Source organism: Streptomyces sp. NPDC036764, assembly GCF_055609385.1.
This window is the reverse complement of sequence record NZ_JBVJPT010000006.1, coordinates 56,663-79,170: the sequence shown is the minus strand read 5'-3', so window position 1 is coordinate 79,170 and position 22,508 is coordinate 56,663. Positions and strand designations below refer to the sequence as shown.

Below are 22,508 nucleotides of genomic sequence, written 5' to 3'. Positions count from 1 at the left end.
GGGATTCGGTCCTCTCCTACAGGTACGGGGGGTTGGTGGGTGCGGGGGCCGGCGTCAGAGCTTGCCGCCCCGGCCGCCGTCGCGCCGGGCGGGCGCGATGAGGGTCGACAGATAGGGGAGCGGGGTGTCGTCGAGCTCGGCGGCCGGCCGGATCGACTCCTCCGCGAGACCCAGCGCCGACCCCCACACCGCGTCGTCGATGCGCCCGGTCTCCCGCAGCGCCTCGGCGACCTCGGCCGCCTGCCGCCCGAACTTGTAGGCGACGACGGTGCCGGGCCCGGCGAGCGCGTCCTTCAGTACGGCCGACCCGGCGGTCACGGGCACCAGCGTGAGCGGCTCCGTCCCCTCGGTGAGGACCGCGCCGGAACGCGCGGCGAGATCCTGCATGGCGGTGATGCCGGGCACGGTCTCGACGACGGTGCCGGGCACCAGCTCGCCGATGGTCTGGGCGAGATACGTGAACGTGGAGTACACGTTGGGGTCGCCGATGGTGGCGAAGGCGACGGCACGGTGCTCGGTCAGCAGCCCGGCGACCCGCTCGCCCGCCGCGTCCCAGGCGGCCTCGCGCCGGGCCCGGTCGGTGCGCTCGTTCAGCGCGAACACGACCCGCACGACCTTCTCCTCGGGCACGTAGTGCAGCACGGTCGCCTCGGCGCGCCCCCGCTCTCCGCTGTCCATGACGGGTACGACGACGACATCGGCCTCCCGCAGAGCGTTGACGCCCTTCACGGTCACCAGCTCCGGATCACCGGGACCGACCCCGACTCCGATCAACCTGCTGCTCATGACGTCCGGCACCTCTCCACGAACCGACGGGCGACACCGGGCTGCGATGCCCAGTGCGTGTGCAGATAACTCGCGTGCACGCCCTGCTGTACGAAACCTTCGACCCGGCGCTGAGGGGATCTGACCCCCCAGGCGGGCGCCGTCCCCGAGCCGGGCTCGACGACGGTCCGATGAAACTCGTGCGCCCGCATCCGCGTCCCCGCGACCGCGAGCGAGCTGTCGCCGACGGCCACGGCGTCCCGGTAGCCGAGCGTGAGCCGCTCGCTCATCCGCGCGCTCGCGTCGAGCACCCCGCACATGGGCAGCCCGTCCAGCTCCCGGCACAGATAGAGCAGCCCCGCACACTCGGCGGCCACGGGAGCGCCGCCCTGCGCGAGCGCGGCGACGGCCTTGCGCAGGGGTTCGTTGGCGGACAGCTCGGACGCGTACACCTCGGGGAAACCGCCCCCGATGACCAACCCGGCCGTGCCGTCCGGCAGTTGCTCGTCCCGAATAGGATCGAAGAGCACGACCTCGGCACCGGCCGCGGTGAGCAACTCGGCATGCTCGGCATAGGAGAAGGTGAACGCGGGGCCACCGGCGACGGCGACCACCGCACGTTTCTCCGTCGTGGTGAGCGGGGGTTCCCATGCCTCGCACGACAACGCACCCGCACTCCGAGCCAGCCCCAGCAACGCCTCCAGATCGCACCCGTCGGAGACCTGCGCCGCCATCGCCGCCACCGCCTCCACAGCGGCAGCGTGCCGTTCCGCGACAGGCACCAACCCCAGATGCCGCGAAGGCGTGTCCACCCGGGCCGCCCGCCGCAGCACCCCCAGCACGGGCACCCCGGCCGAGTCCAGGGCCTCCCGCAGCAGCTCCTCGTGCCGGTCGGAGGCGACCTTGTTGAGGATCACACCCCCGACCCGCACCTGCGGATCCCAGGAAGCGAACCCGTGCACCAGCGCCGCCACGGACCGCGACTGCGACGAGGCGTCGACGACGAGCACGACCGGCGCCCGCAGCAGCTTCGCCACATGGGCCGTGGACGCCAGCTCGCCCTCCCCGGCAGCCCCGTCGTACAGCCCCATCACCCCCTCGACGACGGCGATGTCGCATCCACGCGCCCCGTGCAGGAACAACGGCCCGACCAGCTCGGGCCCGCACAGATACGCGTCCAGATTCCGCCCCACCCGCCCGCTCGCGAGCGAGTGATACCCGGGGTCGATGTAGTCCGGCCCGACCTTGTGCGGGGACACGGCGAGCCCCCGCGCGGCGAACGCGGCCATCAACCCCGTGGCGACGGTGGTCTTGCCGCTGCCGGAAGAAGGCGCGGCGATGACCAGCCGAGGGACGGAAGCAGTCACCACTCGATGCCTCTCTGGCCCTTCTGGCCCGCGTCCATGGGGTGCTTGACCTTGGACATGTCGGTCACGAGATCGGCGAAGTCGACCAGCTTCTCGGGCGCGTTGCGCCCGGTGATCACCACATGCTGGGTCCCGGGCCGGTTGCGCAGCACGTCGACGACCTCGTCGGTGTCGATCCAGCCCCAGTGCATCGGGTACGCGAACTCGTCCAGCACATACAGCCTGTACGTCTCGGCGGCCAGGTCCCGCTTGACCTGCTCCCAGCCCTCCCGGGCCTTGTCCTCGTTGTCCATCTGGGAGTCCCGCTGAACCCAGGACCACCCCTCGCCCATCTTGTGCCAGTCGACGGACCCGCCCTCACCGCTGGCACCGAGCACCCGCAGCGCGTTCTCCTCGCCGACCTTCCACTTCGCCGACTTGACGAACTGGAACACCCCGATGGGCCACCCCTGGTTCCAGGCGCGCAGCGCCAGCCCGAACGCGGCCGTCGACTTGCCCTTCCCGATACCGGTGTGCACGACCACCAGCGGCCGATTACGCCGCTGACGTGTCGTCAGCCCGTCGTCCGGCACCACACTCGGCTGCCCTTGCGGCATTACGCGGCCCTCCTCTTCGACCCACCCTGAACATCCCTGACCAGCCCCGCGATCGAGTCCGCCCGCAGCTCGTCCAGCGTCACCGCCGTACCGCCCAGCTCACCCGCGAGCTGCCCCGCGAGCCCCAGCCGCACCGGCCCCGACTCGCAGTCCACGACCACGGAGGCGACCGCGCCGGCCGCGAACAACCGGGCCGCCCGCCCCGCGAGCGCCACCGGCTCCGGCCCACCCGTGGCCCTGCCGTCGGTCACCAGGACCACCAGCGCCCGCCGGGCCGGATCCCGCAGCCGCTCGACCCGCAGCACCTCGTGCGCCTTCAACAACCCGGCCGCCAGCGGCGTACGCCCGCCCGTCGGCAGCGACTCCAGCCGGGCCGCGGCCGCGTCCACGGACGAGGTCGGCGGCAGCGCCACATCGGCGGCCGACCCCCGGAACGTCACGAGCCCCACCTTGTCCCGCCGCTGGTAGGCGTCCAGCAGCAGCGACAGCACGGCGCCCTTCACCGCGCCCATCCGCTGCCGCGCGGCCATCGAGCCGGAGGCGTCCACCACGAACAGCACGAGGTTCCCCTCGCGCCCCTCCCGCACGGCCTGCCGCAGATCGTCCCGGCGCACCACGAGGCCGCGCCCCGACCGTCCCCGGGCCCGCTGATGCGGTGCCGCCGCCTGCACGGTGGCCGCCAGATGCAGCTTGGTCAGCGCCCCCCGGGGCCGCCGGGCCCCGGTGGTCCGCCCGTGCTCGGTCCGCGCCCGCGAACGCCGCCCGGCGGCACCGCCCTCTCCGACACCCGGCACGCTCAGCGCCTTCGTCCGGAACGGCTCGGACGCCCGCGCCGGAGTCTGCTCGCCGGCCCCGGAGCCCTGCGGCTCCCCGTCCTCACCGGCCTCGGGACGCGCGGCCGTGTCGCCGCCCTGGGGGCCGTCGTCGGACTGCGGCGGCTGCCCGCCGCCCCCGCCGGGACCGTCCGGGCCGGGATCCGGGTCCTCGTCCTCGGAACCCCCGAACTCCTCGAGGGTCTCGTCGAGCTTGTCCTCGTCGAGGCCGGGCGCGTCGAAGGGGTTGCGGCGCCTGCGGTGCGGCAGCGCGAGCAGCGCCGCCTGCCGGACGTCCTCGGCGAGCACATCGGTCCGCCCGGCCCAGGCGGCCAGCGCGGTGGCCGTACGGGCCATCACGATGTCGGCCCGCATCCCGTCCACCTCGAACGCGGCACAGGTCGCCGCGATCTGCCTGAGTGCCCCGTCACCGAGCCGCACCGACGGCAGCAACTCCCGTGCGGCGACGATGCGTTGACGTACGGCACTCTCCTCGTCGGCCCACCGGGCAGCGAAGGCGGCCGGGTCGTCGTCGTATGCGAGACGCCGCCGTACGACCTCCACCCGCTGGTCGGGCTCCCGCGAGGCCGCGACCTCTACGGTCAACCCGAACCGGTCGAGCAACTGCGGCCGCAGTTCACCCTCTTCGGGGTTCATGGTGCCGACGAGGAGGAAACGGGCGGCATGCCGGACCGAGACACCCTCGCGTTCGACGTACGACGCACCCATCGCCGCCGCGTCCAGCAGCAGGTCGACCAGGTGATCGTGGAGGAGGTTGACCTCGTCGACGTAGAGGATTCCGCGGTGGGCGTCGGCGAGGAGGCCCGGCTCGAAGGCCTTCACGCCCTCGGCGAGCGCGCGCTCGATGTCCAGGGCGCCGACCAGGCGGTCCTCGGAGGCGCCGACGGGGAGTTCGACCATGCGGGCGGGGCGTCGCGTGCCCGCGCCCGTCTCCTCGTGCGGTCCGTCCGGGCATGCGGGGTCGGGGGCGGTCGGGTCGCAGGAGAAGCGGCAGCCGGGGACCACCGGGACCTCGGGCATCAGCGCCGACAACGCCCGTACGGCCGTCGACTTGGCGGTGCCCTTCTCGCCGCGCACCAGCACACCGCCGACCGCCGGTGACACGGCGTTCAGCAGCAGCGCGAGCCGCAGGTCGTCCTGGCCGACAACGGCCGTAAAGGGGAAGGGAGTGGTCACTTGTCGTCGCCCTCCAAGTCGCCTTCCAGCTCCAGGTACGTGGCGCGCAGCCGCTCCAGCGTGTCGGCGTCCGGCTCGGCCCACAGCCCGCGGTCGGCGGCCTCCAGGAGCCGCTCGGTGATGCCGCGCAGCGCCCACGGGTTGGACTTCTTCATGAAGTCCCGGTTCTCGGCGTCGAAGACGTATTCCGCGCTGAGCTTCTCGTACATCCAGTCGTCGACCACGCCCGCCGTGGCGTCGTAGCCGAACAGGTAGTCCACGGTCGCCGCCATCTCGAAGGCGCCCTTGTAGCCGTGCCGGCGCATGGCCGCCATCCAGCGCGGGTTGACCACCCGGGCGCGGAAGACGCGGTGGGTCTCCTCGCCGAGGGTGCGCGTCTTCACCTGGTCGGGGGTGGCACTGTCACCCACGTACGCCTCGGGGTTGGTGCCCGTCAGGTGCCGCACCATGGCGACCATGCCGCCGTGGTACTGGAAGTAGTCGTCGGCGTCCACGAGGTCGTGCTCGCGGGTGTCGACGTTCTTCGCGGCGACCGCGATCCGCTTGAACGCGGTCTCCATGTCGCCGCGCGCCGCCCGCCCGTCCAGTCCGCGCCCGTAGGCGTAGCCGCCCCAGACGGCGTACACCTCGGCGAGGTCGGCGTCCGAGCGCCAGTTGCGGGCGTCGATCAGCGGCAGCAGACCGGCGCCGTACGCGCCCGGCTTGGAGCCGAAGATACGGGCCGTCGCGCGGCGCCGGTCGCCGTGCTCGGCGGTGTCCTCGTCGGCGTGCGCCTTCACGTAGTTGCGCTCGGCGGGCTCGTCCAGCTCGGCGACCTTGCGCACGGCATCGTCGATCAGGCCCACGACGTGCGGGAACGCGTCCCGGAAGAAGCCGGAGATGCGGACCGTGACGTCGATGCGCGGGCGACCGAGCTCCTCCAGGCCGATGATCTCGAAGCCGGTCACCCGGCGCGAGGCGTCGTCCCACACCGGGCGGCAGCCCAGCAGCGCGAGGATCTCGGCGATGTCGTCGCCCTGGGTGCGCATCGCCGAGGTGCCCCAGACCGTCAGGCCGACGGACTTCGGGTACTCACCCGTGTCCTGGAGGTACCGCTGCACCAGCGAGTCGGCGAGCGACTGCCCGACCTCCCAGCTCAGCCTGGACGGGATGGCCTTGGGGTCGACGGAGTAGAAGTTCCGGCCGGTCGGCAGGACGTTGACCAGTCCGCGCGTCGGCGAACCGGAAGGACCCGCCGGGACGTAACCGCCGTCGAGCGCCTTGAGGATGTGACCGATCTCGTCCGTGGTGCGGGCGAGGCGCGGCACGACCTCGTTGCAGGCGAACTCCAGCACGGCGATGGCGTCGGGGAGTTCGGTGCCGAGGACGTCACGGACGAGCGAGCGGCTCTCGGCCACCGCCCAGCCCCGCTCCTCCATGCCCTCCGCGATCCGGCGGCACAACTGCTCCAGCAGGTCGATGGCGTCGGCGGCCGAACGGGACGGGCCCTCGACGAGTTCGCTCAGCTCGACCGGAACCTTCAGCGGAGCACCCGGCTCCGCGAGCAACTCCTTCTCGACCAGCCCGAAGTGCTCGGCCAGCGAGGCCCGCAGCCCCGGCAGCGCGTTCGCCTGCCCGCCCCACACCTGCGAGGCGCGCAGCACGGCGAGCACCAGGTTCACCCGCGGCTCGCCGACCGGGCCGCCGCCCAGGATGTGGAGCCCGTCGCGGATCTGCACGTCCTTGATCTCGCACAGATAGCCGTCGATGTGCATGACGAACTCGTCGAAGTCGTCGTCGTCCGGCTGGTCGTCCACGTGCAGGTCGTGGTGCAGCTCGGCCGCCTTCACCAGCGTCCAGATCTGCGCGCGCACGGCCGGCGCCTTCGTCGGGTCCAGGTCGGAGACGAGCGCGTACTCGTCGAGCAACTGCTCCAGCTTGGCCAGGTCGCCGTAGGTGTCGGCGCGGGCCATCGGCGGCACGAGGTGGTCGACGACGGTGGCGTGACCGCGGCGCTTGGCCTGGGTGCCCTCGCCGGGGTCGTTGACGATGAACGGGTAGATCAGCGGCAGGTCCCCGAGGACGGCGTCCGGGGCGCAGCCGCCGCTGAGCCCGAGCCCCTTGCCCGGCAGCCACTCCATCGTGCCGTGCTTGCCCATGTGCACGATCGCGTCGGCACCGAAGCTGTTCTCCAGCCAGCGGTACGCCGCCATGTAGTGGTGCGACGGCGGCATGTCCGGGTCGTGGTAGATCGCGATCGGGTTCTCACCGAAGCCGCGCGGCGGCTGGATCATCACGACGACGTTCCCGAACTGCAGGGAGGCCAGAACGATGTCGTCCCCGTCGACGTACAGCGCGCCCGGCGGCTCGCCCCACGCCTCGGTCATCGCGTCCTTCAGTTCCGCGTCGAGCTTGTCGAACCACGCCTGATAGTCGGCGAGCGGCACACGTGCGGGCGCCGACGCCAACTGGTCCTCGGTCAGCCACTCGACGTCGTGCCCGCCCGCCTCGATGAGCCGGTGGATCAACTCGTCGCCGTTGTCCGGGTACTCGGTCACCCCGTAACCGGCCTGCTTGAGCGCGTCCAGCACCCGCACCGCGGAGGCGGGCGTGTCCAGGCCGACCGCGTTGCCGACGCGCGAGTGCTTGGTCGGGTAGGCGGTGAAGACCAGCGCGAGCTTCTTCTCGGCGTTCGGCTTGTGCCGCAACCGGGCGTGCCGTACGGCGATCCCGGCCACGCGCCCGGCCCGCTCCGGGTCGGCCACGTACACGGGCACGTCGTCCGGGCCCTGCTCCTTGAAGGAGAACGGGACGGTGATCAGACGGCCGTCGAACTCCGGGATGGCGACCTGCATCGCCGCGTCCATGGGGGAGAGCGCGGCGTCGGACTCGTCCCAGGCGCTCTTGGACGACGTCAGGCACAGACCCTGCAGCACGGGAACGTCGAGCTCGGCCAGCCTGCCGATGTCCCACGCCTCCTCGTCGCCGCCCGCCGACGCCTGCGAGGCGTGCGTGCCGCCGGCCGCGAGGACGGTGGCGACCAGGGCGTCGGCCCTGCCGAGGATCTCGTACAGCCCCTCGTCCGCGCCGCGCAGCGAACCGCAGTACACGGGAAGCGCGTTGGCGCCGTGCGCCTCGATCGCGTCGCACAGGGTGTCCACGAACGCGGTGTTGCCGCTGAGCTCATGGGCCCGGTAGAAGAGCACGCCGACGGTCGGGCGGCCTTCGCTGAACGTGCGCTCGCCGTGGACGCCGTACTGCGGCATCTTCTGCGGCTCGACGAACCCCTCGCCCGTCAGCAGCACGGTGTCGGAGAGGAACCGCGCGAGCTCGGTGAGGTTGGCGGGTCCGCCCTCGACGAGGTACTTCAGCGCCTCGGCGACCACACCGGCGGGGACGGACGACTCGGCCATCAGCTCGGCGTCCGGCACCGCCTCGCCGCCCAGCAGCACGGTCGGCACACCCGACGCCTTCAGCTTCGCGAGCCCGTCCTCCCAGGCCCGCTTGCCGCCCAGCAGCCGGACGACGGCGAGGTCCGCGCCGTCGAGCAGCGCGGGCAGCTCGCTCTCGACGTCCACGCGGGTCGGGTTGCCGATCCGGTAGTCGGCACCGGAGGCGGCGCTGGCCGCCAGCAGATCGGTGTCGGCGGTCGACAACAACAACACAGTGCTCATGCGGGCGCTCCCGGTGGAATGAAAGGCAGTCCTTGCGGCGCGCCCGACTCGATGAGCCGCCAGAGCGCGTCCGTGTCCGCGTGCTGTTCGATGAGATCGCCGAGCCGGTCGAGCTGCTCCTCGCGCAGCGCGGCGAACGACGTGTCCGGCGCCGGCACGAACCGGCGGCCCGCGGCGGCCGCCACCTCGCGCAGGAACGCCCGTCGGAAACCGTCCGACTCCAGCGAGCCGTGCCAGTGCGTGCCCCAGGTCTGGCCGACCCGGCAGCCGTCCAAGCTGTGTCCATCGTCATCGGAGATGAACGCGTCGCCCCCCGTGATTTCGGCGACCCCGTGGTGGATCTCGTACCCCTCGACCTGCTCCCCGAGGGCCTCGCCGACGGGCCGGGTCAGGGTCTTCTCCCGGGCGAACCGCACCCGCACGGGCAGCACCCCGAGCCCCTCGACCTGCCCGCGCCGGCTCTCGACGTCGTCCTCGATGTGCTCGCCGAGGACCTGGAAGCCGCCGCAGACGCCGAGGATCGGCCGCCCCTCGGCAGCCCTGCGGGTAAGGGCCCTCGCGAGCCCGCGCTCCCGCAGCCACTCCAGGGCGCGGACGGTGCCCCGGGTGCCGGGGACCACCACCAGATCCGCGTCGGCCAGTTCCTCCGGCCGGTCCACGAACCGCACGACGACGCCCGGTTCTGCGGCGAGGGCGTCGACGTCGGTGAAGTTGGACATCAGCGGCACGGCGCACACCGCGACCCGCAGCACGTCCTCACCGACGGGGGAGGAGACCTGGGACTCCCGTACGGCGCCCCGCAGGGACACCCGCAGCCCGTCCTCCTCGTCGATGCCGAGCCCGTGCCGGAAGGGCAGGACGCCGTAGGTGTGCCGCCCGGTGAGGTCGTGCAGCATGTCGAGGCCGGGTTCGAGGAGCGAGACGTCGCCGCGGAACTTGTTGACGAGGAACCCGGCGATCAGCTCCTGGTCCTGACGGGACAGCAGCGCGACGGTCCCGAAGAAGGAGGCGAAGACGCCGCCGCGGTCGATGTCGCCGACGACGAGCACCGGGAGCCCGGCATTGCGGGCGATGCCCATGTTGACGATGTCGGTCCGCCGCAGATTGATCTCGGCCGGAGAGCCGGCCCCCTCACAGATCACCGCGTCATAGGTGCCCCGCAACTCGGCGAGGCACTCCAGCACGGTCCCGAGCAACTGCTGCTGCCGCCCGCCGTGGTACCCGCGCGCACTCAGCTCACCCACTGGCTTGCCCAGCAGCACGACCTGACTGCTCTGCTCACCACCCGGCTTGAGCAGCACGGGGTTCATCAGCGCGGTCGGCTCGACGCGGCACGCCTGCGCCTGCATGGCCTGCGCACGCCCGATCTCGGCGCCCTCGCGCGTCACGAACGAGTTCAGGGACATGTTCTGCGCCTTGAACGGCGCGACTTTCACCCCCTGCCGCACCAGCCACCGGCAGATCCCGGCGGTGACGACGCTCTTGCCGGCGTCGGAGGTGGTGCCGGCGACGAGAAGGCCACCGCCCGTCATGAGGTTCGCCCCTTCGCGATGCGGCGCGCGGCGACACAGACGCCGAGCGCCAGCCAACCGATGCGCTTGGACAGCCGTACGGCCCGTTCGATGTCGTGGGTGCCGACGGCCCGCCCGTTCTGGTTGAGCACGGGCCGGTGCTCGACCCGGCCGCCGTAGGAGAGGGTCCCGCCGAGCCGTACCCCGAGGGCCCCCGCGAACGAGGCCTCGACGGGCCCGGCGTTCGGGCTCGGGTGCGCGTCGGCGTCGGCACGCCAGGCCCGCAGCGCCCCTCGGGGATCGCTGCCGGCGACGGTGGCGAGTACGGCCGTCAGCCGCGCCCCCGGCCAGCCGGCCACGTCGTCGAGCCGCGCCGAGGCCCAGCCGTAGCGCCGGTACCTGGGTGACTTGTGCCCGACCATCGCGTCGAGCGTGTTCACGGCCCGGAAGCCGAGCAGTCCGGGCACGCCGCCGACGGCCCCCCACACCAGGGCCCCCACGACGGCGTCGGAGGTGTTCTCGGCGACGGACTCCACGACCGCCCGCGCGATCCCGTCCGCGTCCAGCGCCTGCGGATCCCGCCCGCACAGATGCGGCAGCCGCGCGCGTGCCCCCTCGACGTCCCCCGCCTCCAGGGCACGCCCGACGGCCCGGGCCTCCCGGGCGAGCGAGGTGCCCCCGACGACGGCCCAGGTGGCGGCGCCGGTCAGCGCGAGTGAGGCGGCCGGGGAGGTGCGGACGGCGCGGGCGGCGACGGCACCCAGCGCGACAGCGCCACCGGCGCACACGGCGGTGTGCACCGCGCCGCGTGCCCTGTCGTCGCGCCACAGCACCCGTTCCACGGCGGCCGCGGCCCGTCCGAACGCGGCGACCGGATGCCCCCGGCGGGGGTCGCCGAGCAGCAGATCACCGAGGAGCCCGGCGGCGGCGCCGTACGCGAAGACGCGATCGGCTCGCATCGGGGTCAGCCGACCGTGAGGTCAGACGAGGGTCTGCTACTGCGTGTCGATCGGCAGGCGGGCATCGCGTTGTGTCCTCACTCAGGGTGTCCACGCCCTGGTTCGACGAGACCGGCGGCGAGAGTTCCTGGCTCCCGGGGATTGCTACCCCGGTGACAGTGGCGGGACCGCGCCGGACTCACACCGGCTTCCTCTTCTGCCGCCGTACTTGGCCCCGGCAGTCCACCACGGGGTTCCGAGGGGCGTCAACTTGCCGTTGACCTGCGACGGAGGAGTGTGCGCAGGCCCATAGGAAGGAGTGTGTCCGGGCCCACTCGGATGGAGCGTGCCCCGAGCGGGGGCCGACCACTCCCTTCGGTGCCAACTCCGGTGCCTGGTCAGCGTGTTGATCGCTGTGACGTCTCGATCGCCGGCAGCTACCGTGTGGTCCCACCGGCTCCTTCCGTACCACAGGACAGGTCCAGCATTTCCATGACAGGCATCACCACGATCGAACTCGACGACGGCTCGTTGCTGCGCGTGGAGACCACTGCGCCCGGCCCGTCGCAATCCGCGCCCGCCAGGTCGTCCTCCACCGCGGACGACGCGTACGAGCCCATCGGCCGGCCACGCGTCGTGCAGAACGTCGGAGAAGCCGCCGACACCCTGCGCGAGGCCGTCGACCGAGTGCGCCCGGCCGTCCAGGACATCGTCGACTCGCTTCGCACCATGCCACGGCGTCCCGACCGGATCACTTTGGAGTTCGGCGTGAAGGTGACCGCCGAGGCCGGTGTGGTCGTGGCGAGAACCGCCGCCGAGGCGCACTTCACCGTGGGAGTGGAATGGGACGCCAGCGTGGGGGGCGCAGCCGATGCCACTTGACGCGTTACCGCTGCGTGCCCGGTACGAACGGGGCGCTGCCCGCGTGTTCGACTCCGAGGGAGTGGTCGCGGGCGCCGGGTTCCTGGTGGCCGATCGACTGGTGTGCACCTGCGCCCATGTGGTGCAGGAGGCGGACGGACGCCGGCCGCGACGACCGGTGACCGTGGACTTCCCGCTGCTGGCGGGAGCCGACCCCGGCCCGGGCGTCCCTGCCGAAGTGGTCTCCTGGCGGCCCGACGACGACATCGCCGTACTGCGGCTCTCCCGCGCGGTGGAGAACACGGAGCCGCTTCCGTTCGCGTACGAGGCGGGCGACGAGTGGGGCAGGCCGATACGCGCCTTCGGGTTCCCCGAGGACGCACCGCGCGGAGTGAACGCCACCGGCGTGCTGCGCGGCCGGCAGCGCGCCGATCGCCTCCAACTCGACCTGGCGGCGCAGGGGGTGGCCATCGGACGCGGCTTCAGCGGGGCCGCCGTGTGGGACGTGGAGCGCGACGCCGTGGTCGGGATGCTGATCACACGCGGCCGTCATGGCATCAGCAGCACCGCCTACCTGATACCGGCGGACCGGATCATCGACTCGGACGTGCCACAGCAGTGCCCGTTCCGCGGCCTGGACCGGTTCGAGGAGGAGGACTTCCGGTACTTCCACGGGCGCGAGAGCGAGGCACGCGAACTCGTCGACGCCCTCGGCTCCCGGCCCATGACCGTCCTCGTCGGCCCATCCGGCAGCGGTAAGTCCTCCCTGCTCAGAGCAGGGCTGCTGGCCGAACTGCGGCGCGCGGGGACGCCCACCGCGCTGCGCATACCGCAGCCCGCCGACTCGGCAGACGCCGCGGCCGAGGACGCGGACGCCTGGGTGGCCGAGGCCGTCACCGCCGCCTGGCAGGCCGCCGCTCCCGACGCCGCCGCCCGCCGGGACAGGTTCGACGCGGTGCGCGAGGCGTGCACCGGGCCGGAGAGCGAGCGGATCGCCCTGCGCGGCCGGCTCTGCGACGAAGTCGGTTCGCGTGGCGCCGTACTGCTCCTCGACCAGTTCGAGGAGTACGCCGCCGCCGTGCCGCACGGTGCGTTACGGGCCTACCGTGTGCTGTCGTCGCTGACGCAGGCTCCCGACCCCGCGCAGGGCGGCGGGCTGCGCGTGGTGCTGACCGCCCGGTCGGCCACGCTGGAGGTGCTCACCGCGGCCGACACGTCGGGCGGGCTGAGCCGCGCGGTGACGTTGCTCGCGCCGATGACCGTTCAGGCGCTGGCCCGCGCCGTGGAGGAACCGGTCAGGGCGGTTCCCGGGCTCCGCCTGGCCGACGGCCTGAGCCGGCGCCTCGTGGACGACGCCGTCGGCGAGCCGGGCTGCCTGCCCCTGCTGCAGTTCGCGCTCACCCAGTTGTGGCGGCGCCGCGAGGCCGGCACCCTCACCCACGCCGCCTACGACGACATCGGTGGCGTCGGCGGCGCGCTGGCCGCGTACGCCGACACCACGCTGGACGAGTGCCTCGCGGACACCGGCGTGGACGAGGACGCCGCCCGTCGGCTCTTGCAGCAACTGACCCGGCCGGACGGGCAGGGCGGGTTCATACGTCGTGCCGTACCGATCCACCGGCTGCCGCCCGGGCAGGCCGAGCTGGCACGCGCGTTGGCCGGACGCCGCCTCCTGGTCTGGGACGTCCGGGAACCCACCGGGGACCAGGACTCCCACGGCACCGTGCATGTGGTCCACGAGGCACTGCTCAAGGAGTGGCCGCGGGTGGCCGGCTGGCTGCGCGACGGCGCCGAGTTCCGCGAGTGGCAGGACCGGACGGAGCGGGACGCCGCCGAATGGGAGGCGCGGGGCAGACCCGCGGGCCTGCTGCCGCACGGAGTACGCCTGGCCCAGGGCCTGGAGTGGCTGCGCTCCCGCGCGGGCGACCTCACCGATTCCGAGCGTGCCTACCTGGAGGCGGGCCGACGGCGGCAACGGCGTGGACTGCGCCGCCTGTGGGCCGTCACCGGCCTGGTCACCACCCTGGCCCTGGTGGCCACGGCTCTCGCGGTGGACACCTACCGGGCGCGGCAACGGGACCTGAACGAGCTGCGGATCGCCGCCGCCGCGGAACTGGGCGAAATGTCCGAACAGGCGGCGGACCGGTCACCCGACAGCTCCTTCCGCTACGCGGCGAGCGCCTGGTCCTTGCGACACACGCCGCAGGCGCGGCAAGCACTGTTCGCACAGTACGTCCGGGCGCAGGACGTGGTGTCCTCGCACAGCGGGTTGTGGCCGGGCAGGGCACAAGCCGTCACGGCGACCCCGGACGGCCGCACACTGGTGGTGACCTCCCAGCCGGACGGCGGGTCGGGGCTGGAGATCACGGCCGTGACCGGCGCCCTCGACGGCAGCCCGCGGGCCGTGCGGCTGCACGGCGTGCCGACCGACCTCTCCATGGAGAGCTTCAGGAACGCCGTCAGCGACGACGGCCGCCGCTATGCGATGTCGAGGCCCGACGGAGAGGTCCTGCTCTGGGACCTGACCGGACCGCGGCCCGCCCCGCGCGAGCTCTCCGGCGCCCTGCCGGATCGCGGCGATGTCTACGGCACGTCCCTCGACTTCTCCGACGACGGCAGCCGCCTGCTGAACCTCCTCAGATTCGAGACGCCGCGCCCGCAGGACGGCGGGCGGCACGCGCTGGTGCGCCTGTGGGACCCGGGCACCGGGCGCGCCCTGACCGTGTCCCAGCGGCCCCTGGCCAGCCAGAAGCCGAAGCAGGCCTGGCTGCTGGGCAGCGGGGACCGGATCGCCGTCGTGCGTGAGGAGACGACGGGCGGTGTCAGGAATCCCGTCTCGTACCACTCCCTGGGCATACATGACACGGCGTCCGGCGAGCACGTGCGGCGGGTGTTCGAGTCGGTGCGGAGTCTGGGGGTGTCCGCGGCCGACCGGGGGCGCGGCGTCTGGGTGTCGCTGGGGGACCCCGCCGACTCGAGCGGCGACCAGCGGTGGTACTCCGTGGTGCCGGGAGAGAACCAGCCGCACGGCACTCTCAGGGGCGGTCTGCGCAGCGTGGACCAGACCGGGTCGTATCTGGTCGACCAGGACGAGACGTCGCTGGCGCAGCGGGGTCAGTTCCGGCGCGTCACCGTCATCGACGCCGGAGGCGACGGCCGCTACTGGAGGGCCACCGTCCCGGGAGGGAAAGGGGACATCGGTGTGGCCGTGGCCGGCGGCGACCGGGGACCGCGCACCCTGCTCGCGGCCGACGGCGACACCCTGCTGCGGGTGCGGGCCATGCCGGTACCCCTGCCACTGGAGGCACGCACGAGAGTCGGCTCGGTGACCGGCCCCGCACTCACCACATCCCCCGACGGTTCGCGCACCGCACGCCTCTACCAAGGCAGGCTGGAGGTGCTCGGCCCCGGTGTCCGGGTGCGCAGCACGCTCCTTCCCGAGCGTGTCCGCCGACAGAACCTCTCCCTGAACCTCATGTGGGTCGCCCGCAAGGGCGAGGACGGGCTGCTGGTGTGGACCGAGTCCTCCACCAACGCGCGGCTGTACGGCGCGGACACGCTCGGCGAGGGGGAGAGCATCACCTGGGACTGCGGCAGAAAGGGCAGCCCCGCGTGGAACGCACCGAAGGACTTCGCCCAACTGCCCGACGGCGACCTGTTGCTGCTGTGCCTGGGCAACAGTCTCGTGCGCATCGACCCGCGCACCATGGTGCAGAGCGGCGCGCCGGCCCACCTCGAACGCAGCCCGCAGGAACGCGCTCTCTTCGAGGAGAGCGGTCAGATCGTGTTGCGGCCGGGCCACCCCGGCCAGGTGGCGGTGGTGCTGGGGCGGTGGCGGGAGCGCGGCCGGATCGAGGTCTGGGACGCGCGGCGCGGCACGCGGGTGGCCCGGTTGGAAGGCCCTCCGCTCAAGTACGGCGCCGTCGGCTGGGTGGCGTTCGCCCCCGACGGTGACCGGCTTGCCGCGATCGAAGCGACGCCCGGGTGGCGTGGTGGCGGGTGGACGACGAACAGCGAGAGGACCACACCACCCGCAGCCTGCCGAAGGTCGATGGACTGCTCGGCGTGATGCGGGACGGGACCCTGGTCGTCGACTCCATCAGCACGGTCGAGCTGCGGTCCGCGGACGACGGCGAACTGCTGGGCGTTCTCGATCAGCCGTCGACCGACGTCCTGGACGCGTGGGGTCTCGGCGACGATGCCCTGCGCCTGATCAGCTACCGGGACGACGTGACCGTCAGCCTCTCGCCCGCCGAATGGCACCGCACCCTGTGCTCGGCCCTGGACGGTCCCGGCAGCCGCGCCCACCGCGACGCCCCCGACCTGGAGCTGGCGCGGAAGACCGCGCCCTGCCCGGCGGACTAGATCGCGGCCGCCCGTCCGTGCCCGGAAACAGAACCGCTCTGTGCGGTCCGTCGCAACGGACCGCACAGAGCGGTGGTGTGCCGGTGAGCGTCAGGCCACGATCAGATAGATCCCGTACGCCACCGCCGCCGTGCAGGCCGCGAAGCAGGCGTACGCGCCCGTGACCGCGAGCGCGGCCGAGTCGCCCTGGGCGACCGCGCGTTCGCGGCGGGACAGGCCCGCGACGCCGAGGGTGAACAGGCCCACCAGGGCCACGGTGACCACGAGGCTGACGCCGAAGACGGAGCCGAGAGCCGCCCAGTCGATCTTCATGCTTCTACTTTCTGGATATCCGGGTAACAGGGCGGGGTCAGACGGTGGCCTGCGAGGGCGCGGGCTCGGTGGACGGGGCCGGGATCGTGGCCGTGAGGTCCTCGGCCGGCGTGCCCGCCGGGGGAGGGGTCACGGCGGCGATGGCGGTGGTGACCACGCCGGGCGCCTCGTCGGTCTCGTTGACGTTGGTGTGGTCGACGACCTCGCGGCGGGAGATCTTCCAGATCGCGGCGCTGGAGGCGACCAGGAAGACGGCGACCACGGCCGTGCCCCAGGTGCCGAAGCCCGTCACGTACTCCGCGAGCGCGCCGACCAGGGCGGCGGCCGGCAGGGTCAGGCCCCAGGCGACGAACATCCGGGTGGCCGTCGACCAGCGGACGACGCCGCCCTTGCGGCCGAGGCCGGCGCCCATCACCGAGCCGGAGACGGAGTGCGTGGTGGAGAGGGAGAAGCCGAGGTGGGAGGAGGCCAGGATGACGGTGGCCGCGCTGGTCTGGGCGGCGAAGCCCTGCTGCGGCTGAAGGTCGGTCAGGCCCTTGCCCATGGTGCGGATGATGCGCCAGCCGCCGAGGTAGGTGCCGAGCGCGATGGCCAGGCCCGCGGAGAGGATGACCCACATGGGCGGGTCGGAGTCGGGGGCGACGGCGCCGCCGGCGACCAGGGCGAGGGTGATGATGCCCATGGTCTTCTGCGCGTCGTTGGTGCCGTGAGCGAGGGAGACCAGGCCGGCGGAGGCTATCTGCCCGGTCCGGTAGCCCTTGGCGGCGGCCTTGCCGTCGGCCTTCTTGCCGAGGCTGTAGGACAGGCGGGTGGCCAGCATCGCGGCGATGCCCGCGACCAGCGGGGCGGCGATCGCCGGGATCAGCACCTTGGTGACGAGCGCGTCGCCGTGGACCGCGCCGACGCCGGCCGAGGCGATGGTGGCGCCGATCAGACCGCCCATCAGGGCGTGCGAGGAGCTGGAGGGCAGGCCCACCAGCCAGGTCAGCAGGTTCCAGAGGATCGCGCCGACCAGCGCGGCGAATATGACCTCGGGACGTATGCCGGTCTCGTCGACGAGACCTTTGGAGATCGTGTTGGCGACCTCCACGGAGAGGAAGGCGCCGACAAGGTTCAGTACGGCGGACATGGCCACCGCGACCTTGGGCTTGAGCGCACCGGTCGAGATGGTGGTGGCCATCGCGTTGGCGGTGTCGTGAAAACCGTTCGTGAAATCGAACGCGAGTGCGGTTACCACCACAATCGCGAGGATCAGCGAGAAGTTTTCCATTTACCCAGGCAATCGTTCGAGGTCATTGGCTGGACGAACGTAGGTAACCTGAGTGAACGAAAGGTGAACTGAGGGGGGCCGCGCGGTGTCCGGGAAGGCCGGATGAGGAGACCTTGACCCGGCGGTTCGCCGCGCGGCCCGTGCGCTGCGGGGCTAGTAGCCTCGCGCGAACTTCCTTAGCTGGGTCATGGAGCCGTTGAAGAGATTCTGATCACCCGGCAGGCTGCCGCCGTTGTCGTACTGCCAGAAGGTCCAGAACTGCCAGCCGGCCGGCATCGAACCGGCCGTCGGCGAGTTGTAGCGGGCTATCCACAGGGCGTGGTTCGAGGCGAAGGCGCGGCTGGTGCCGGTGCAGGTGTTCCACCAGTGGGTCGTGGTGTAGATCACAGGGCGGCGGCCGGTCAGCCGCTTCACCTCGTTGCTGAAGGACTGGATCCAGTCGACCATCTTCGCCTTGCTCAGTCCGTAGCACTTCTGCTTGCCGTACGGGTTGTATTCGATGTCGAGGGCGGGCGGCAGGGTCCAGCCGTCCGACCGCCAGCCGCCGCCGTTGCGGACGAAGAACGCGGCCTGCGTCCTGCCCGACGACTTGTTCGGCAGCGCGAAGTGGTAGGCGCCGCGGATCAGGCCCGCGTTGCGTGAGCCGTTGTACTGCTGGCTGTAGTAGGGGTTGCGGTAGGTGTGGGACTCGGTCGCCTTGACGTAGACGAACTTGGCGCCCTTCGACTTCGAGCTCTGCCAGTCGACGTTCTTCTGATGGGAAGAGACGTCGTGCCCCTTGGGCTTGCTCGCGGCCGCCGCCGGGATCTCGGCGAGGGCGGTTCCGCTGAGGGTGAGGGCCGCCACGGATATCGCTATGAGGCGGGAGCGGTGACGGGACGGTTTGCGATCACGGGCCATATTTCCCCCCGGAATGGCGACGTGCACGACAAATCCCCCAGACAGTACTGGAAGATCGTTGAAAGTCGATCGTTCTCAGGCCAAGGGCGGGGCCCGAGGGATATGACCCCTTATGCACTCTTCCGGAGATCTGCCTTCCGCCCTAAAGTGCCCCGCCCCGGCGGCGACTTGACGCCGCCTCGACGCGCCGGCTGGCAGGATCGCCGCATGGCTGAGCAGCGGCGGGACCAGCGGGGAACGCGGGATGCGCGGGACGGCGCACAGGAAGTGGGGGAGGCGTGGGGCAGGAGTGTGCGCCCCGAGGAGGCGGAGGCCTGGGAGGCCCTCGTGGCGACGGCACGCCGGACCGTCTCCGAGGGGCTGGTCGTCGGCACGTCCGGCAATGTCTCGGTGCGGGTCGGGGACACGGTGCTGGTCACGCCGTCGGGAGTGCCCTACGACCGGCTGTCCCCGCAGGACGTGACGGGGGTCGACCTGGACGGGAACCGGGTGCTGGGGTCGCTGGTGCCGACCAGCGAACTGCCGATGCATCTGGCGATCTACCGCGCCACGGACGCCGGCGCCGTCGTCCACACCCACGCCGTCCACGCGACGGCGGTCTCGACACTGGTGCCGGAGCTCCCGCTGATCCACTACATGGCCGCCGCCCTCGGAGGCCCGGTCCGGGTCGCCCCATATGCGACGTATGGCACCCGGGAGTTGGCCGAGAACATGCTTCGTGCCCTCACCGACCGCACCGCCTGCCTCCTCCAGAACCACGGCACGATCGCCTTCGGCGCGACCCTGGACCAGGCCTACGACCGCACGGCCCAACTGGAGTGGATGTGCCGCGTCTGGCTGACGGCGTCCTCGGTACCTGGACTCGCCCCGAACCTGCTGTCCGAGGAACAGGTGGCGGAGGTGGGGGAGCGGTTGCGGGGGTACGGACAGCGGGCGTGACGGGCGACTCCGGCGGGTGAGTGGCTGCGCGGGCGTGACGGCCGACTGGGCGACCGGTGAGCGGGGTCGGTGCCACCGACGCCCCCGGCCAGGAACGCGCCGGGGATGGCACCGAAACCCGCCGCCCCCTCACTCCGAGTCGCCCTCCCACTGGCCGCTCCCCCCGTCCGCCCGGACACTGGATGGGTGCGCACTGTCAAAGCGACGGCCGCTGCCGTCACCGTGGCTCTGGCCGCCGGCGCCGCGAGCGTCGCCGCCGGGCGGTTCGCCAGTGGCGCCGCACTGACGGCGCCCCCCGGCAGGCCCCTGCCCACCGAACCCCGCCTCACCGTGCACGCCACGGCCGCCGGCCAGATCGCGCTCACCCGCGACCTCGCCTCCCTGCGCCCCGGCACCTACGGCCTGTCCGGTGACGGCTCGCACGCGGTCGTCGGCCCCGTCCTCGCCGCGGCGAAGCACTCCGCCGACACCGTCGTACGCCGCCTCGAACGCGTCACGCACGGCTCCCTCGAGCCCGGCGACAGCGTCTGGCTCACCCCGAACGTCTACGTCGGCAACCCGAGCGCCGCCCTCGGCCTCGACCACGCCGACGTCGACATCCCCGGCGAACTCGGCTCCCTGCCCGCCTGGTTCGTCCCGGGCGCCCGGGAGACCTGGGTCATCGCCGTGCACGGTCTCGGCACGACCCGCGAACATGCCATGAACGTCATGCGGTTCCTCAGCGGCCGCCACTTCCCGGTCCTCGCCCTCGCCTACCGTGGCGACCTGGGCGCACCCCGCGCGCCGGACGGCCTGAACCACCTCGGCGAGACCGAGTGGCGGGACCTGGACGCGGCGATGCGCTACGCCGTGCGGTACGGCGCCAAACAGCTCGTCCTGCTCGGCTGGTCCACCGGCGCGACCATGGCGCTGCGGGCCGCCGCGCACTCGGGACTGCGTGACCAGGTCTCCGGCCTCGTGCTGGACTCCCCGGTCCTGAGCTGGGAGACCACGCTGCGCGCCCTCGCCACGGCCCGTCACACGCCGAGCGCGCTGCTGCCCCTCGCGGTCCGCGCCGCACAGGGCCGCACCGGCATGAGCGCCGGCCGCGCCACCGACGGCGAGGCCGCTGCCCCGCTGACCGTCCCGACCCTGGTCTTCCACGGCCCCGACGACAGGGTGGCCCCCTGGGGCCTGTCCCGCCGCCTGGCCGACGCCCACCCCAACCTGGTGACCCTCCAGAGGGTGGACCGAGCCCCGCACGCGGCCATGTGGAACGCCGACCCCGAGTCGTACGAGGAGTCCCTGCGCCGCTTCATGACGCCGCTCATGTGACGCCTCGGGGACGCGCGTCCCGGGGTGCGGTGATCTCCGTCTGCCAGTGCCTCGTCGGCGCTCCGCCCGTCCGCCGTTCGACCCGCCGTGCCCGCCCGCCTGCGAGGTGGCCGCGTGGGCCGCCCCCGCATCCCCTCGCGGCGGCCCCTCTCCGGCACCGGTCCGAAGGATTCCGTTTAAGGGCGTACCAGTGGCCTGTTATCGGCCCTCAGCCGCTCGCAGGACCCCGTGCGTTGGCCATCCCCGTCGCCCCTCGTGACATTCCGTTTGGGTTTTCGGACCGTCAACCGGAAGACTGCACCCGTGACGTCCCGTATCCCGCGCGACTCCAGGCTTCGACTCGTCCGCCCGCGACCCCTGGCCGCCGCCCCCCGAGCCGTGAACCAGCGACGCCCCCGCCGCCCCGCGCCGCGCCCCCCGGAGGGCACACCTGCCCGGGCCGAGCTGGCCAGAATGGCTCGCTCGGGTCTGGCCGCCGCGGCCCGCGTCGCCCACTGGGCCGACACCGCGCTGCGCCCCGGCCGCGGTGGCACCGACTCCGACGGCAAAGGCACCCTCTCCGACTCGACCGCCGAACGGGCGGCCGCAGACCTGGGCCTGACCGTGGCTCAGGTGCGCGCCGACTGGGACACCGCGCGGCTCGCCGGACTCGTCGAGGTGCACGGCGACAGCGCCCGCCCCGGCTGGCGACTGCGCGCCTGGGACCGCGACGACAGCGCCGTACTGCGCGGCTGGGTGGCCCTCTTCGACGCCTGGTCGCTCGCCCACCCGGAACCCGACGACTTCGAGCACGGCGCGGTCGCCGACGTCGTCTCGGCCCTGCCGCAGGTTCTCTCCTTCCTCCAGCTCTCCGCCGGGCCCGTCCCTGTGGAGCAGTTGCTGGACCTGCTAGAACAGCGCGTCACCGAACTTCGCACCGAGAGGTGCGAGATCCCCTACGGGCCGCGGCCCGAGCCGGTCACCGTCCCGGTCGCCGTCGAGGACACGGCGCTCGCCCCGCTCCTCGACTGGGCTCTGCACGCCCTCGCCTCCGTCGGCGCCCTCACCTGCGGCGACGGACAGGCCACGCTCACCCCGCTCGGGAGCTGGGCGGTCTGGGTCAAGCTGGAGCAGATCTGCGTCGCCGCCCAGAGCCCCGCCGGGAACATCGAGCAGGCCGCCGAGGACATGCTCCGCGGCTGCGCCCAGCTCCGCCCGAACGCCGCCCGTGACGAGTACCGCGCCTGGCTCGCCGCCCGCCCCGTCGGCAGCGCCGTGACCGAACTCCTGGTCGCCGCCCGCGGCGACGACGCCCTCCTGCGCGGCCTCGCCTTCGAAGCGCTGCGCGTCGTCGGCGCCCCCGCCGAGCCCGACGTACGCGCCGTCGTCGACGAGCCCGCCCTGCGGCCGTACGCCCTGCTGTGGCTCGCCGAGTACGACGGCGTGGACCCCGAGGACGCCCACGAGGTGCTCACCCGGGACGAGGCCACCTGGCTGTGGGTCGACACCGCCGCCGCCGTCACCGACCACGGCGAGGCGCCGATGCTCGTCCGGCACCTGGAATCCGCGCTCCAGCCGACCGTCCCCGCGCTCCTGGACGAGGTGCGTGCCGTCGGACACCCCCGCACCGTTCAGGTCCTGGTCGCCCTCGCCGCCGCGCACCCCGACCCCGCCCTCGCCAAGGCGGTGCGTCGCGCCGCCTTCCAGGTGCACACCGGGGGGAGCTGAG

Annotated in this window: 16 protein-coding genes and 1 riboswitch; of the genes, 6 read left to right on the top strand and 10 right to left on the bottom strand. The window is 72.7% G+C overall.

Going from position 1 to position 22,508, the window contains the following annotated elements; all coding sequences use genetic code 11:
• Window positions 1-54: 54 nt before the first annotated feature.
• Genes cobI through ACZ69Q_RS23115 form a run of 7 tightly spaced genes read right to left on the bottom strand, consistent with a single transcriptional unit; the run spans window position 55 to window position 10,860 of the window.
• Entirely contained in the window at window positions 55-786 is a 732-nt protein-coding gene (cobI, locus tag ACZ69Q_RS23145; protein WP_471044860.1) for a precorrin-2 C(20)-methyltransferase, read from the bottom strand.
• Entirely contained in the window at window positions 783-2,132 is a 1,350-nt protein-coding gene (locus tag ACZ69Q_RS23140) for a cobyrinate a,c-diamide synthase (protein WP_471044857.1), read from the bottom strand. The genes cobI and ACZ69Q_RS23140 overlap by 4 nt, the downstream gene beginning before the upstream one ends.
• Window positions 2,129-2,728 (bottom strand): cob(I)yrinic acid a,c-diamide adenosyltransferase, encoded by a 600-nt coding sequence (gene cobO / locus ACZ69Q_RS23135; RefSeq protein WP_471044855.1) that lies wholly within the window; start codon window positions 2,726-2,728, stop codon window positions 2,129-2,131. Before cobO ends, ACZ69Q_RS23140 begins: the two co-directional genes overlap by 4 nt.
• On the bottom strand, window positions 2,728-4,737 hold the full coding sequence (locus ACZ69Q_RS23130; protein WP_471044854.1) for a putative cobaltochelatase: 2,010 nt from the start codon (window positions 4,735-4,737) through the stop codon (window positions 2,728-2,730). The genes cobO and ACZ69Q_RS23130 overlap by 1 nt, the downstream gene beginning before the upstream one ends.
• Complete coding sequence (gene cobN / locus ACZ69Q_RS23125; protein WP_471044852.1) at window positions 4,734-8,390, bottom strand: cobaltochelatase subunit CobN; 3,657 nt, start codon at window positions 8,388-8,390, stop codon at window positions 4,734-4,736. The genes ACZ69Q_RS23130 and cobN overlap by 4 nt, the downstream gene beginning before the upstream one ends.
• On the bottom strand, window positions 8,387-9,922 hold the full coding sequence (locus ACZ69Q_RS23120) for a cobyric acid synthase (RefSeq protein WP_471044849.1): 1,536 nt from the start codon (window positions 9,920-9,922) through the stop codon (window positions 8,387-8,389). Before ACZ69Q_RS23120 ends, cobN begins: the two co-directional genes overlap by 4 nt.
• Window positions 9,919-10,860, bottom strand: a complete 942-nt coding sequence (locus ACZ69Q_RS23115) for a cobalamin biosynthesis protein (RefSeq protein WP_471044847.1) — start codon at window positions 10,858-10,860, stop codon at window positions 9,919-9,921. The genes ACZ69Q_RS23120 and ACZ69Q_RS23115 overlap by 4 nt, the downstream gene beginning before the upstream one ends.
• Window positions 10,861-10,962: 102 nt before the next feature.
• A riboswitch (cobalamin riboswitch) is annotated at window positions 10,963-11,102 on the bottom strand.
• Between the two features lie 229 nt (window positions 11,103-11,331).
• Here ACZ69Q_RS23115 and ACZ69Q_RS23110 point away from each other — a divergent pair.
• Genes ACZ69Q_RS23110 through ACZ69Q_RS23100 form a run of 3 tightly spaced genes read left to right on the top strand, consistent with a single transcriptional unit; the run spans window position 11,332 to window position 16,065 of the window.
• Complete coding sequence (locus ACZ69Q_RS23110) at window positions 11,332-11,721, top strand: CU044_2847 family protein (RefSeq protein ID WP_471044844.1); 390 nt, start codon at window positions 11,332-11,334, stop codon at window positions 11,719-11,721.
• Window positions 11,722-11,764: 43 nt separating this feature from the next.
• Entirely contained in the window at window positions 11,765-15,769 is a 4,005-nt protein-coding gene (locus ACZ69Q_RS23105) for an nSTAND1 domain-containing NTPase (protein ID WP_471044842.1), read from the top strand.
• A complete protein-coding gene (locus ACZ69Q_RS23100; protein ID WP_471044841.1) occupies window positions 15,769-16,065 on the top strand; it encodes a hypothetical protein in 297 nt (98 codons plus the stop codon). The genes ACZ69Q_RS23105 and ACZ69Q_RS23100 overlap by 1 nt, the downstream gene beginning before the upstream one ends.
• Window positions 16,066-16,155: 90 nt before the next feature.
• On the opposite strand, the gene ACZ69Q_RS23095 is transcribed toward ACZ69Q_RS23100, so the two are convergent.
• From ACZ69Q_RS23095 to ACZ69Q_RS23085, 3 genes are all read right to left on the bottom strand, one after another.
• A complete protein-coding gene (locus ACZ69Q_RS23095; RefSeq protein ID WP_471044840.1) occupies window positions 16,156-16,377 on the bottom strand; it encodes a hypothetical protein in 222 nt (73 codons plus the stop codon).
• 37 nt (window positions 16,378-16,414) lie between these two features.
• Window positions 16,415-17,647: an inorganic phosphate transporter gene (locus ACZ69Q_RS23090; protein WP_471044838.1), complete on the bottom strand. Its 1,233-nt coding sequence runs from the start codon at window positions 17,645-17,647 to the stop codon at window positions 16,415-16,417.
• A gap of 153 nt (window positions 17,648-17,800) precedes the next feature.
• Complete coding sequence (locus tag ACZ69Q_RS23085; RefSeq protein WP_471044836.1) at window positions 17,801-18,547, bottom strand: lysozyme; 747 nt, start codon at window positions 18,545-18,547, stop codon at window positions 17,801-17,803.
• Window positions 18,548-18,754: 207 nt separating this feature from the next.
• Between ACZ69Q_RS23085 and ACZ69Q_RS23080 the strand changes: the two genes are divergently transcribed.
• From ACZ69Q_RS23080 to ACZ69Q_RS23070, 3 genes are all read left to right on the top strand, one after another.
• The gene (locus tag ACZ69Q_RS23080) at window positions 18,755-19,486 is read left to right on the top strand and encodes a class II aldolase/adducin family protein (RefSeq protein ID WP_471044833.1); all 732 of its coding nucleotides are present in this window, start codon (window positions 18,755-18,757) and stop codon (window positions 19,484-19,486) included.
• Between the two features lie 186 nt (window positions 19,487-19,672).
• The gene (locus ACZ69Q_RS23075) at window positions 19,673-20,800 is read left to right on the top strand and encodes an alpha/beta hydrolase (protein WP_471044832.1); all 1,128 of its coding nucleotides are present in this window, start codon (window positions 19,673-19,675) and stop codon (window positions 20,798-20,800) included.
• A gap of 303 nt (window positions 20,801-21,103) precedes the next feature.
• On the top strand, window positions 21,104-22,507 hold the full coding sequence (locus ACZ69Q_RS23070) for a hypothetical protein (protein ID WP_471044829.1): 1,404 nt from the start codon (window positions 21,104-21,106) through the stop codon (window positions 22,505-22,507).
• Window position 22,508 lies beyond the last annotated feature (1 nt).